Origin of the sequence: Pilosibacter fragilis, assembly GCF_032490495.1 — a bacterium.
Taxonomy (GTDB): Bacteria; Bacillota; Clostridia; order Lachnospirales; family Lachnospiraceae; genus Pilosibacter; species Pilosibacter fragilis.
This window is the reverse complement of sequence record NZ_JAVYJB010000033.1, coordinates 1-13,867: the sequence shown is the minus strand read 5'-3', so window position 1 is coordinate 13,867 and position 13,867 is coordinate 1. Positions and strand designations below refer to the sequence as shown.

Genomic DNA, 13,867 nt, shown 5'->3' with positions numbered 1-13,867 from the left:
GGAGAAATTTCTTCTTGTTCGAGACATAAAAATGATCCTTCTTTCTATAGTGCTTACAGTATACCAGATTCATTAAAAAATGTCTCTCAAAGTGTCTTAAATTACGATACCATTATAGTATGGTGGAGGAAATACTAATGAAATATTTTAAAGAACAATTGCCATATGGATTAGCTGGATTTTTGATTATATTGTTTTTAGATATCGGTAATACGTTTACCAAAATCGTAAATAGCATTGGACGATATGAATTTGCGACAATCACTCTTGTAATGTTAGCGATTGTATGTATATACTTTCGGCTGGATGTCTCTATGAAGTTGCCGATCAGTTCAGAATTCGATGCGTGGATGATAAGGGGACTGTATACGGTAGGATTATATATAGTATTTATGACAGTCGCTTTCGTTATAGGGAATCCGATATTTGCAAGGTATAAGCTGTTGGGTGCATGTATATTCACAATAGTGGATTTAGCATTCCTTTTTTATCGCATGAAGGTAATTGAAACCAGACAGAGAGAAAAACGTGAGCAGAAGAAGAAACAAACCTACACATTAAAGGATCTGTATGAGGGAAAGCTGGCTGGATATAGTGGAGAGATGCTCGTACTAGATGAAGAGGCTGTGGACTATGACCTTTTACACAGAGAGGACCTGATAGAAAATATTATCAGGACAGTTGCGGACTGCTATCCCAATAAAAAGCTTGTACTTAGCTTAAGTGGAAAATGGGGTAGCGGAAAGACTACGGTTCTGAATATTGTAAAGAAACGTTTGCAGGAAAGTGAGAATATTTTAATTATTGATGACTTCGACCCGTGGAATTATGAAGATGAGGCTGCTTTGCTTAGTGGAATCTTGGACACTATTTTTAAGCATTCACAAGTTGATTACAGTGTTTCAAAACTGAGAAAGTGGAAAAGAGATCTATTGGCATTGATTTTTAATGCTCATGAATCAACGCGGGGAGTTAAGCTTTCATTCTTAAATGAAGATAAGGCAACGGTTTCGGTGATTCGCGACAGAATTAACGAATACATGTCGCTTTCAAAGAAGCGGTTTGTTTTTATACTGGATAATATCGAGCGACTGGGGCCAGAGAAAATTTTGTTTTTGTTGAAGACGGTTGCAGATGTATTAAACTTTGATAAAGTTATTTATGTTCTTTCATATGATCCTGAAGTGTTGAAAAGTATGCTTGCGCAGCAGCATTATGGGATGGAATATCTTAAAAAGATCGTGCAGGTAGAATTTTGCATACCGGAATTTGACGGAGAAGTTAAGAGAGATGTGCTTCTCTGTTGCATGGATAATATATTGCAAGTATATAAGACTGATGAGAACCAGCAGAAGCTGATCTTAAAACATATGTCGCTGATAGCAGAATATATCCAGGACATTCGGGATATCAAAAGGTTTTTGAATTCAATTATGAGCAGCTTTTATTTTCTGTCAAAAGATCAGGGAAAGCGGCTTGCAGGGCAGCTCAATATTGGTGATTATACTCTTCTTGAATTTATAAAAAGGGAAAACAGAGAGTTGTATGATATAATCTGGAATAATGCAACATATTTTGTCTCAAAGGACAGGGAAATGCTGTTTGGACATGAATTCCTTTATAAAGAACGGTTAGAGAAGAAAAATAAAGAGATAAAAGAATTTTATCAGAAGTTGTTCGAAAATGAAAAATATAACAGATATAAAATATTGTTGAAAGAACTTTTCCCAAGTGTGAAACATTATGCAGAGGATAAGATGAATGTTTTGAATTATGAATTCGGAGATGATGACTATGAGAAGACGATAAAAGAGCGTCGAATCTATAGTGGATATTTCTTTACGATGTATTTTACGCATCGAATGAATAAGAATTTGGGCAATCAAAATACAGTGGAAGAGTTGATCTGGCTGTGTAACAGAAAAGACACAGAAAAAGCTGCGGAAGAATTGGAGAAAGCCTGTAGCACATGTGACATAGAAGAACAAGTAATTTTGTTTGAAAGGATTCAATTGTATGTGACAGATCTGTCCACAGAAGGATGGGAAACATTATTTGATGTACTATATGATTACGCAGCAACAGCGGATGAGATGATGCTGTTTTTTAGGCTGGATCCAAAGAGGCGTGCAATCTATATTCTTTCATTGGCACTTGAAAAGGTATCAGACCGATTTTTAGAAGGTTTCCTGCTGCATATGAAGAACGAGTACAGTAGAATGCAGGAAATTAGTGAGATCATATGGCACAATAAAGTAGAGGGAAGCGAAGAGAAAGAAATAAAATACAACGGCCGTGCGGGGAAAGTGTATGAGGAACTGCTTGCCATGGCATTGTATGTGATAGGGAATGAATTGGACCTGTATGATGATCTGAATTACCGGGAACATAATATATGGGGATGGTATCATGCTGTAAAACGTGATTCATCTGTAGATATTAAGGAAGCGTTCCATCATATGTTAACGCCTAAAAATATTTATCGCTTTTTGTGGGACATGACCAGTAAATCGCTAAGTGGAGTATATGGTTATAGGCTGAACGAGGATAATTTTAAAATGTTTTGTGATCTGGAGGAAATAGAAGAGTGCATACGGCAGCATGTGCCGGAGACAAGTGATGAAAAATTTGTATGGGAGATATATGATACGTTCAAGAATGAAACAGGGGAAGACGGTAGGACGGTATATAGGCAGAGAGAAGTAAAATTGAGGCTCTGAGGAAGTAAAGTGGCAGAAGAAATGTAAAATGGAAAAGGAACAACAAGAAACTATTGAAATTTGCCTTTTGCAAACAGAAAAACTATGATAGAATAGTTGGGCATATATCGGAATTTAGGGTAAAACTATGCCGAAATTCATAGAAAAGTAAAGTATTAAGGCAGGTTCTATGTTATAATAAGCAGAATAGAACCTGGGAGAGAGTATTATGTACGAAAACAAGAAAACATTTGAGAGTATTCTCGTACTGATCGTTGACTTGTGCAGCCTGATTGTCAGTATGGGAATTGCCTTCTGGATCCGTTACGGGATCTTTTATGGAAGGTTTGAGCATGGAGACCAGATCTGGCTGCTTTTATTCGCAATTGCCCTATATGGTCTGATCTTTGTGTTGATGGATTTCAGCCATCATTTTTTCCGGAGAGGAATGTTCGATGAGTTTGTAAACGTTGTGAAGTCGGAACTGATCTTTTCGGCAGTCCTGATTATGGCGCTGTTTGTGATGCATCGTTCCGCAGATCTCTCACGTCTCGTCTTCGGTTATCAGATCGTGATTAATACATTCATGATGTATGCGGCGAGAGTGGTTTTTAAGCAGTATATGGTAAAGGTCTACCGGAACAGCCGCCACAGTAATCGTCTTCTCGTTGTTACCTCATCGGATCAGGCCGGGGATGTGATTGAGAATCTTAAGGAGTATAATGAATGGAACCGGACGATCACAGGTCTGGTACTTACGGACGAGGCGAAGGCGGAAGAGATTGGCGAGATCCCGGTGGTAGCGCACCGCGAGGGCTTCTTAAATTATGTGATCCGGAACGATGTGGACGAAGTATTTATCATTGATGACAAGCTGATGCGCACTCCGCTTATGAACGAATGGGTCCGTGAGCTGGAACAGATGGGAATCATTGTGGATGTAAATATTGATGCGTTTGATCTTTCGGTTTCCGGAAAGAAGTCGTTAAACCGTGTCGGAAAGTACGCGGCGGTCACATTTGCGAGAAATCTCTTCTCAACGAGACAGATGATCGCAAAAAGGGCGCTCGATATTGTTGGCAGCCTGGTCGGAATGGTGATCCTTGGAATCGCTACGATCTTTGTCGCACCGGCGATCAAGCTGGATTCGCCGGGACCGGTGTTCTTTGGACAGACCCGCGTCGGAAAGAATGGACGTAAGTTTACGTTTTATAAGTTCCGCTCTATGTATAAGGATGCGGAGGCGAGAAAGAAAGAGCTGATGGCTTCGAATGAAGTAAAGGGTCTGATGTTCAAGATGGAAGATGATCCGCGGATCACGAAGGTCGGAAAGTTTATCCGTAAGACGAGTATCGATGAGCTGCCGCAGTTCTGGAATGTGCTTCGGGGTGATATGAGTCTTGTCGGAACGAGACCGCCGACCGTTGATGAGTTTGAGCATTATGAGGCGAAGCACAAGTGCCGTCTCAGCATGACGCCGGGACTTACCGGTCTCTGGCAGATCAGCGGGCGAAGTGATATCAAGGACTTCGATGAGGTTGTCCGCCTGGACATGCAGTACATAGACAACTGGTCGATCTTAAAGGATATTAAGATTCTGATCTTGACGGTCAAGGTTGTATTGACAGGGCGTGGATCGAGATAAAAAATTAAAAGGAGAAGGAAGATGGACTACAATACAGACGAGCAGGAGATCGATTTAAAAGATTTGATGTTTGCGGTATTCCATAAATGGAGACCGTTGATCCTTGTAGCGGTGATCTGTGGGTTGCTGTTAGGTGGTATCAAGGGCATAATGACTTATAAAAAACAGAGTGATCCGAAAGTGCGAAAAGAGGCAGATTTGACCTATTCAGCAGATCTGGAGCTCTACGAGAAGAATAAAGATACTTATACGCGGGAGATTGAAAACCTGCGGACAGATATCGAGAACCAGCAAGAGTATCTCGATCATTCGATCTGGATCAATATGAGCCCGTATGATGTATGCGAGGCAAGAGTAGATCTCTATGTATCCACAGGATATGAGATCATGCCAGGAATGGCATATCAGAACCGTGATTATACGGATACGATCCTTCAGGCATATCAGTCAATGCTGACGAGCAGTGCAGTGATGGAGGATGTCGCGAAGCAGGTCGGAACGGAGCCAAGATATCTTCAGGAGCTTGTTACGGTGACGATCGGTACCATAGGGGTAGATAAAAATCAGTTCAGCCGCCTTCTTACAATTAATGTCAATCATACAAGCAAAGAAAAAGCAAAGACTGTTCTTGATGCATTTCTTGCATATGTAGCTGATATGCAGGCACAGATCACAGCAAGCATTGGAGAACATACTGTTTCTACCGTCAATGAGGGAATAAGCTCAAAAGTAGATCTTGACCTTGCGGATCTCCAGAGGCAGCAGTCCCAGAAACTTACAGATTTAAACGACAGTCTCCAGACAAAACAGAAAGATCTTGATGAATTGGAAGAGCCGGAAAAAGAGGATTCTTCCAAGGTGGCTGCTTTAAAGAGTGCCATAAAATTTGGTCTGGTCGGTGGTTTCGGCGGGGCGTTTATAGTTGCGTTTGTTGTTTGTATTGTGTTCCTTATGGGAGATAAGGTTTACTCCGCAAAAGAGCTGAAGGAACGTTACAAAGTAAAAATTCTTGGAAAACTCTCCTCCGGGAAAAAAGTCGGCATTGTCGATGCGTGGTTAAACCGACTGGAAGGACGTACTTGCAATGCCGATGAGACAGCAGAGTATCGTTTGATTGCAGCGAATGTAAAGAACTATGCAGGAGATATGAAAAAACTCTTAATTACCGGAAGTGCACCGGCAGATACTTTAATGCGCGTCGCAGAAGCATTAAAGTCGGAACTTGGAGAGATTCAGACAGTAGTTGGAAATTGTATGCTTGAAGATGTCGAGACAGTGAGAGAGCTTCCTTTGTGTGATGGGGTGATTCTTGTGGAGCAGTGTGAGACATCGAAAGACAGTGCTATTGAGACGGAGATTGAGAAGATCCATGACTTGAAAAAAAGTGTTGTTGGATGTGTGGTAATTGAATAAAATGCAGAAATAGTTGTGTGTAGTGGCAGGGACTGGATTTTTTAAATCAAGTCCCTGCAGCTGTATAAAGGACAAAGTAATTAATTGAATCTGAAGGAGAAATAAATATATGTGTGGAATTGTTGGATTTACTGGACATAGACAGGCGGCACCGGTACTGCTGGATGGTCTCGCAAAGCTGGAGTATCGCGGATATGATTCGGCAGGACTTGCAGTGCGTAACGGTGAAAATGAGGTGGAGATCGTAAAGGCGAAAGGACGTCTGCGCGTCCTTGCGGAAAAGACGAATGATGGAACCGCAATGCACGGAACATGTGGAATTGGGCATACCCGCTGGGCAACTCACGGGGAACCGAGTGAGCTGAACGCGCATCCGCACTGCAGCGATGACCGGAATGTAGTTGGTGTCCATAATGGAATTATCGAGAATTATCAGGAACTCCGGGAAAAGCTGCAGCACAAGGGATATAACTTCTATTCTGATACGGATACAGAGGTTGCGATCAAGCTGATCGATTATTACTATAAGAAGTATGAGCATACGCCGGTGGACGCGATCAACCATGCGATGGTGAGGATCCGCGGTTCTTATGCGCTGGCCATCATGTTCAGGGATTATCCGGAAGAGATCTATGCGGCGAGAAAGGACAGCCCGATGATCATCGGTGTTGCGGACGGCGAATCGTTTGTCGCATCGGACGTTCCGGCGATCTTAAAGTATACGAGAAATGTTTATTATATTGGAAATATGGAGATGTGCCGTCTGCAGAAAGGCAGTGTGACGTTCTACAATCTGGATGGTGATGAGATCGAGAAAGATCTGGTGGAGATCCAGTGGGATGCGGAAGCTGCGGAGAAAGCGGGCTTTGAGCATTTTATGATGAAGGAGATCCATGAGCAGCCGAAAGCGGTCCGTGATACAGTAAATTCGGCTGTCCGGGATGGTAAGATCGATCTTGGCGGAGTAGGAATCACGGAGGAAGAGATCCAGAAGCTGCAGCAGATCTATATTGTTGCCTGTGGTTCCGCTTATCATGTTGGTGTCGCGGCTCAGTATGTGATCGAGGAGCTGGCGCAGATCTCGGTCCGCGTAGAGCTGGCGTCGGAGTTCCGTTACCGGAGAATGCTGTTTGCGCCGAATTCTCTTGTGATCATCGTAAGCCAGTCCGGAGAGACGGCGGACAGCCTCGCGGCGCTCCGGGAGGCGAAGGCCCATGGGGTTAAGACGTTAGCGATCGTCAATGTAGTCGGATCCACGATCGCCCGGGAAGCGGACCATGTTTTCTACACGCTTGCGGGACCCGAGATCGCGGTCGCGACGACGAAGGCGTACAGCACACAGCTGATCGCGTCCTATATTTTATCCATCGAATTTGCCCGCGTCCGTGGAATGATCGATGAGGACAGGGCGGCGGAGCTGATCGCGGAGCTTCAGACGATCCCGGATAAGATCGAGAAGCTTCTCGAGGATAAGGAGCGGATCCAGTGGTTCGCGGCGAAGCAGATGAACGCGCAGAATATGTTTTTTATCGGCCGTGGAATCGACTATGCGGTGAGTCTGGAAGGCAGTCTTAAGATGAAGGAAATCAGCTATATCCACTCTGAGGCCTATGCGGCCGGGGAGCTGAAGCATGGAACGATCAGCCTGATCGAGCCGGGAACGCTGGTGATCGGTGTTTTGACACAGCAGGATCTCTATGAGAAGACTGTCAGCAACATGGTCGAGTGCAAGAGCCGCGGGGCGTATCTGATGGCGCTCACGACGTATGGAAATTACAGCATCGAGGACTGCGCGGAGTTTGTGATCTATATCCCGAAGACGGATCCGCTGTTTGCGGCGAGTCTTGCGGTGATCCCGCTGCAGCTTATGGGATATTATGTATCTGTCGCGAAGGGACTTGATGTGGATAAGCCGAGAAATCTGGCGAAGAGTGTGACGGTGGAATAATTTTTGCGTGGAATTTTACATGTTGGGAAATAAAGATGAAGGAGAGTACCATGGAAAACAATTCGAATGAAGTTGTAGAGATCGACCTGAAGGACCTGATGTTTGCGGTTCTTTATAAGTGGAGACCGGTGCTTGCAGTCGCGGTTATTATGGCGGTTCTGCTTGGCGGTGCGAAGGGCGCGATGACTTACAGGAAGCAGAATGACCCGGAGACGGCGAAGGAAGCGAGAGTAACTTACCAGAATGATCTGGAGCTCTATGAGAAGAATAAGTCTACGTATGAGCGCGAGATGGAAAATCTCCGCACAGATATTGCGAACCAGCAGGAATATCTGGATCATTCGATCTGGATCAACATGAGCCCGTACGATGTATGCGAGGCGAGAGCGGATCTGTTTGTTTCCACGGGATATCAGATCATGCCGGGCATGGAGTATCAGAATCGTGATAATACAGATACGATCCTTCAGGCATACCAGTCTCTTTTAACCAGCAGCGCAGTTCTTGAGGATGTTGCGAAGCAGGTAAAGACGGAGCCGAGATATCTGGAAGAACTTGTAGAAGTGACCATCGGTGCGAATCGGGATGGCCAGTTAAACCGCATGCTCACGATTGATGTAAAACACACGACAAAAGAAGATGCCAAGGAAGTTCTTGACGCATTTCTGGCACATGTAGACGATATGCATGACCGGATCGCCACAAGTATTGGGGAACATACTGTTTCTATCGTAAATGAGAGTGTCAGCGCGCTGGTGAACCTTAATCTTGCAGAACTTCAGCGCCAGCAGACCGAGAAGTTGACAACGCTGAATGACAGTTTACAGACAAAGCAGACTGCATATGATGAACTTGAGGAGCCGAAGGAAGTCGATTCTTCCAAGCGTGCGGCGTTAAAGAGCGCGATTAAATATGGAATTCTCGGTGGAATTCTTGGTGGATTCCTTATTGTGTTTGGAATCTGTGTTGCGTTTGTGATGAGTGATAAGCTGTATTCTGCGAAGGAACTCAGATCCCGCTATAAGGTAAAAGTTCTCGGAAGACTTTCCAAGAGCGGGAAGAAAGCTGGAGCGATCGACGCATGGCTGAATCGTCTTGAGGGACGCGCATGCAACGTGAACGCTGAGACGGAGTATGGGCTGATCGCGGCGAATATTAGGAACTATGCGGATGGAATGAAGAACATTCTTGTTACCGGTGATGTGGATCCTGAGATCCTTAGAGGGGCTGCGGAGGCGCTGGAGAAAGAGCTTAGTGGAATCCGCGTGATCTCTGGAAACTGCATGCTGGAGGACGCTGAGACCGTTAAGAAGCTGCCGGAGTGCGATGGAGTTGTGTTTGTTGAGCAGTGCGGTATGTCTAAGTATAGTGCGCTGGAGCTGGAGATCGAGAGAGTGAAGGATCTTGGGAAGAGCGTTGTGGGGTGTGTGGTGTTGGAGTAGAGAACACTAATGTCCGTACGGGAACACTGGAACCGAGAGGTTGATTGTAGGTTGTAGTAGTTTTAGTTTATAGGTGAATATTGAATGAGAGAAAAAGGGAGCGATCGCTTGGGATTTTCTATGGTTGGTGGAGAGTTCGGAGAGGTGGCTTCCTTTTTGTTATTTAAATTGTAAACGCTCCATAGCGTTTACGTAATGGAACGGGATTCTGACGAATTATAATGGTATAGTGGTTCAGCTTGACTACACAGCGATATTGACGTATGCTGAATGTGGAAGACAATACCATGGTTGATATCAAAGAGTGGAAACAATAAATGGAACCTATAAAATGGTTTCGGAACTTTTGAAGGAGGAATTGGCATGAGTGGCGTAGCAACTCTTAGCAATGAAAAAAACTATACCGTGTTCCAGTTCGGAAACCATGTGATCCGGTTCATTGCTCCGTATTCGTTGGAACGATATACAGCAGTGAAAGAGTGGGACAATGGATATCTTGTTGTTATGGCAAAGTATAAGCACAACGAGAAACCGGAAGAAGAATATATTGATTTAGTTCCGATTCTCCAAAATTTGTATTTCGATGTCGATAAGTTCTTAAATCCAATCAAAAGCGTGGAGGTGGCAAATGGTTGATGTGAAGCAGGTTGCAGATGCGGCAGATATGATTGTAAATGGTTATGCGTTTACCCGTTGCGCTGAGGGATTCCGTGTTTTGAATTTGAATCGTCCTGATCGGGCCGTAGTGTTTTCAAGTGATGGTAAGGTTTTGGAGACCAGCATGGATGATATTGAGGTTCGGATCGCGAGAGACTATCTGGAAAAGAACCGGAAGTTTATGGAGGACTAAGATGCCGAAGTATTACGAATACAAAATTGCAGGGTATTATCTTTACTTCACATCTTACTGCGTTATTGAGTGTATTCATGTGCACGCCAGTGACCGTAAACTGACGGAAACTGGCTCTGCAAAGTTCTTTGTGAAAGATAACGGTGACACCCTGGTACAGAATCGTGGAATTCTGAATGATAGAGAAATTCGAAAAATCCAGGAGTTCATCAAACAGAACTATCAGGAAATGTACCTGAAATGGTCAGAATACAGTCAGGAAGGATTCTACGAGAAAAATATTTGCTAACTGTATTCTGCTGAGACCGGCGGACTGACAACAATAAACTAAGACTTTCCATTTTAGATCTGGAAAGTCTTAGTTTATATATGGAGAGACTTCTTATTGGCGGAAAGGTAAAGCGGAATTTGAAATGCTTAAAGAATTTAATGCAGCAGGAATGAAAATTGAGATGGTTCAATTGCAGAGTATCTGTTGTCGATTCTGATTCGTATGATCCGAAAGTGTTTTAGATATAATGTTGTGGAAGAAACTCAGGCAGGCGCAACTGCATATAGCATCACCGTAACTGACAAGGTGAATAACTTGAAAACGTACCTGTATGTCGAGTATCTTCTGACGGAATTACCTGAAAAAGTTTCCAAGAAAAAGGATAGCACATTTTTCTGGGCGATTTTATGTCGTGGTCACTTAAAACGCCGACGTCTTGTCGTAAGATAAAATAGAACAGTTAAGGCCGTCTAGGAGAGGTGGCTGGTTTTAGTGGCTGGTGTACGTTTTACCATTTATGTATTTTGTACTTTTATTATCATAGATTTTTGTTGTAGATATTCAGAAATGTGTATGGGCAAAAGAAAAACTTGCAATCTATGAAAAATAGTGTTACCCTTAAAAGGTACGATTTTATTAGGAAGAGGGGGTTGGCACATGAAAAAGCCCGGAAATAAAAAGTTGTTGAAGAGCAATCGTATATCCGGTTTTCAAAAGGCCGATCACCAGAAACTACCTATAGATAAGACCAGACGGATTATATCGCAAAAATTTCACTTTTTTAAGATTTTCAAAGTTGGACTTATAGGAGCACTCATTTTTGGTATTTTGTTTGAATTGGCCTTGGAACATGTTCCAGGGCTTTTATTATGGTCTATTTACGGTATTATTGTTACAGTTATCCTGAAGGAAATATGGGATATCGTCAAAGAACGATATAAAAGCACTGATGAATATAAGAATATGATGAGTTCTTCACAGAGTCCATGGCAGAAAACTGTAATAGTGTTTGGGTGTCTTTTTGATATTGTCTTGCAGAGTGGAGAAGTCTTTTTTGGAGCTATACTCATGCTGAGCGTTACTGGTGGGGCAGTATGGGCGAGTGTTCATGGAAATGCGCGTACAGCTGCGGCAGTAAAGGCATTTATTGCATATGGACCTGCTGATGAGGCTGCTCAAATGGAAGAAAAGAAAACTGATATAGATGTAGAAGAAACAATAGTCGATAAAACGGTGGTATCTTCAGATGACGAATATAGTAATGTAGAGTCATCTCGAACATTAGAGCCGCAAGACATTCGGGATGAATTGTCTATGGAGGTTTATTCAGTTAAAAATTCAGACTATTCTCTTATGGATGAAACAGCTGTAAAAGCTGAACAGATAGAAAAGGCTCGCAGAATGCGGTTGGAAATCCCGACAAAGGACTGGTCCATATCTGCTGAGGAGCGGGCAAAGTTCCTCTTTATGACAGGTGAATATGCCATTAGTACAAATTGGACTGCTGAGCAAGCTGCAGTCAAGTTAAAGGCTGATATTGAAGCAGTAATTGCATGTCAGTATCTGAATGATTTTGATATTAGAGCAGATCAATCACTCCGAAATTTGGTTTCGGAAGCCAGTGCCCAGGATAATACTTTGGTATCTTCAAGAGAAAAAGATCATATTATTACTGTTCGTTTGGATGCTTATACAATTTATGGAAAAGCTTCGCTTGCCAGACTTCTGGCTGAAGATTTTCATTGTTATGCCTTGGCTTACCAATACTATAATGGTGACCGGGATATTATTACTTCATATTATCTGCAGTCAGTTAAATGGCTTTTTGAAAGCCTGAAATACGCAGAAAATTCCCCAGAATCCCAAATAAATATTCTTGTATCACTAAGATATCGTTATAATGACATTATGACTTATTCGGAGCCAAAATCCGAGCAGTGGGAACGAGCGAAGCTATTGTCGGATGCATTAGATGAAATTATTGAAGAGAGAAAGTAAGGAGGGCGATAAGCTTGTGAATCAGGCTTGTCGCGCTTGTTATATATAACAGCTACCTATAGAAAAATGTCGTTAAAGCGTAAACGTCAAACCATTTGCCTGCCAATAATAAAACGCCGCTTCATCAGCGGCGTAGTTTCCTGCATGCATCTGGAAGCGCTGAGGACCAGGGCATCAGATCATCCAGTTTTGAGGGATCTATATTTCCATTTTCATCACTGCGCTTCGGTAGTTCTGCAAGGATGTATCGAAAATAGTAATATGGGCGCAGGTCATTCAGCTTTGCTGTCTCTGAGATACTGTAACGGAGGCGAACCTCATGGTTCCTGGTCAGTTTTTAACGATCAGTGGAGCAGGAATCCCTACATAGTCAGTTCCTTTGCTTAGTAATGGGTCTGTGTATTTTTAAGTGGAATCGTAAATTCTGTTGCAAGAGAGCCTAACTCCCTTAATTATCATAGAAGAATCTTATTTACCGAGCCTTTCTCATAGTCTCCCATATTTCATTATAATGGAGTACAGGTGCTCCCAATCTGTTCCAGAAGGCATGTGGTATAGCTTTAATAATGTTTCTAATTCCGGCAATTCCAATGTATTGCCGTATGGTCTACGTGTTAAACGAGATTCCTTTTCAAGAAAAATTCCTCCGCCACCTCCCACCTGTGTTCGAATCGGATAGAGGTGGGGCAGTGCTTGTTAAGAAAGAAAAATTCTGCAATACACCCGCTTTACGGTTTACACCCGCCAGCGTCCGTCCTATAATAAAGTATAACAAATACAATACAGGGGGCTGGTATTATGAATAAACTGAAAAGGTGCGGAATCATTTTCCTTTCATGCATGACACTGTCCGCGGCAACGACTACTGTTTTTACTGCAAACACGATCATCTCCGAAGCTCATTCGGGACGTACAGATGCTAATGGAGGTCATCGTGACAATAAGAATAAGAGTGGGCTGGGAAGTTATCATTACCATTGTAACGGGCATCCTGCACATTTGCATACGAACGGTGTATGCCCGTATGCAGTGGGGGGCCAGACAGATAATAGTTCTGCAGGAAACAGCAGCACCGCGGCAGCAGAAGCACCTTCGATCACCTATGATCTGATGAACTCTTACTCCAGAGTGTTTGATCCAGATTATTACTACAATACATATCCGGATCTTCAGACTGCGATTGGAACAGATAAGCTGGCACTGTTCACGCATTTTTATAATTCTGGCATGGCAGAGGGACGAAAGGGGTGCACGGAGTTTGATGTGAATGTATACAAAGAGAATAATACCGATCTTCAGACCGCGTTTGGAAGCGATTTGAGGAAGTACTATGAGCATTATATGAATACTGGATGGGCGGAAGGACGGACGCATTAAGGGAGAGCGTGGTCCTGATAAAACAGAGGTGCCGCTGCGTGTATGAGTTGTTTATACATGCGGCGGCACTGCTGTTTTTTAGATTTTTTGCGGTGAATTTTTATGCGTAAAGGTCAAATCCTTCGCCCCACGCCAAATACAGCGCCGCTCATTTGCGGCGCTTGCTATAACACTCAGCCGGAAGATCTTTTGACCATGGCATAAGACTCTCTAACTCTTTTTCA

The 13,867-nt window shown here is 43.2% G+C and carries 12 protein-coding genes; 11 read left to right on the top strand and 1 reads right to left on the bottom strand.

The genetic code is table 11. The features are described 5' to 3' along the window. Positions 1–137 precede the first annotated feature (137 nt). The 10 genes from ABCW45_RS17075 (at position 138) to ABCW45_RS17035 (ending at position 12,266) form a co-directional block, all read left to right on the top strand. Positions 138–2,720 carry a KAP family P-loop NTPase fold protein gene (locus ABCW45_RS17075; protein ID WP_015552312.1) on the top strand — a complete coding sequence of 861 codons (2,583 nt, stop codon included), beginning with the start codon at positions 138–140 and terminating at the stop codon, positions 2,718–2,720. Positions 2,721–2,928: 208 nt separating this feature from the next. After that, entirely contained in the window at positions 2,929–4,344 is a 1,416-nt protein-coding gene (locus tag ABCW45_RS17070) for a sugar transferase (protein ID WP_343221245.1), read from the top strand. A 21-nt stretch (positions 4,345–4,365) separates the two neighbouring features. Then, on the top strand, positions 4,366–5,757 hold the full coding sequence (locus tag ABCW45_RS17065; protein ID WP_343221244.1) for a YveK family protein: 1,392 nt from the start codon (positions 4,366–4,368) through the stop codon (positions 5,755–5,757). A gap of 109 nt (positions 5,758–5,866) precedes the next feature. Further along, complete coding sequence (gene glmS / locus ABCW45_RS17060) at positions 5,867–7,705, top strand: glutamine--fructose-6-phosphate transaminase (isomerizing) (protein ID WP_343221243.1); 1,839 nt, start codon at positions 5,867–5,869, stop codon at positions 7,703–7,705. Positions 7,706–7,755: 50 nt separating this feature from the next. Further along, entirely contained in the window at positions 7,756–9,147 is a 1,392-nt protein-coding gene (locus ABCW45_RS17055; RefSeq protein WP_343221242.1) for a YveK family protein, read from the top strand. A gap of 363 nt (positions 9,148–9,510) precedes the next feature. Next, the gene (locus ABCW45_RS17050) at positions 9,511–9,783 is read left to right on the top strand and encodes a DUF7724 family protein (RefSeq protein WP_015552319.1); all 273 of its coding nucleotides are present in this window, start codon (positions 9,511–9,513) and stop codon (positions 9,781–9,783) included. Next, positions 9,776–9,997: a DUF7723 family protein gene (locus ABCW45_RS17045; protein ID WP_015552320.1), complete on the top strand. Its 222-nt coding sequence runs from the start codon at positions 9,776–9,778 to the stop codon at positions 9,995–9,997. The genes ABCW45_RS17050 and ABCW45_RS17045 overlap by 8 nt, the downstream gene beginning before the upstream one ends. A gap of 1 nt (position 9,998) precedes the next feature. Beyond that, on the top strand, positions 9,999–10,286 hold the full coding sequence (locus ABCW45_RS17040; protein WP_343221241.1) for a DUF4160 domain-containing protein: 288 nt from the start codon (positions 9,999–10,001) through the stop codon (positions 10,284–10,286). Between the two features lie 158 nt (positions 10,287–10,444). Beyond that, positions 10,445–10,510: a DUF6661 family protein gene (locus ABCW45_RS17980; protein WP_425518633.1), complete on the top strand. Its 66-nt coding sequence runs from the start codon at positions 10,445–10,447 to the stop codon at positions 10,508–10,510. 415 nt (positions 10,511–10,925) lie between these two features. Then, a complete protein-coding gene (locus tag ABCW45_RS17035) occupies positions 10,926–12,266 on the top strand; it encodes a hypothetical protein (RefSeq protein ID WP_343221240.1) in 1,341 nt (446 codons plus the stop codon). A gap of 124 nt (positions 12,267–12,390) precedes the next feature. Here ABCW45_RS17035 and ABCW45_RS17975 read toward each other — a convergent pair whose 3' ends face one another. Further along, positions 12,391–12,564, bottom strand: a complete 174-nt coding sequence (locus tag ABCW45_RS17975) for a transposase domain-containing protein (RefSeq protein ID WP_282433280.1) — start codon at positions 12,562–12,564, stop codon at positions 12,391–12,393. 500 nt (positions 12,565–13,064) lie between these two features. On the opposite strand from ABCW45_RS17975, the gene ABCW45_RS17030 reads away from it, so the two are divergent. Next, on the top strand, positions 13,065–13,643 hold the full coding sequence (locus tag ABCW45_RS17030) for a YHYH domain-containing protein (protein ID WP_425518632.1): 579 nt from the start codon (positions 13,065–13,067) through the stop codon (positions 13,641–13,643). Positions 13,644–13,867: the final 224 nt, after the last annotated feature.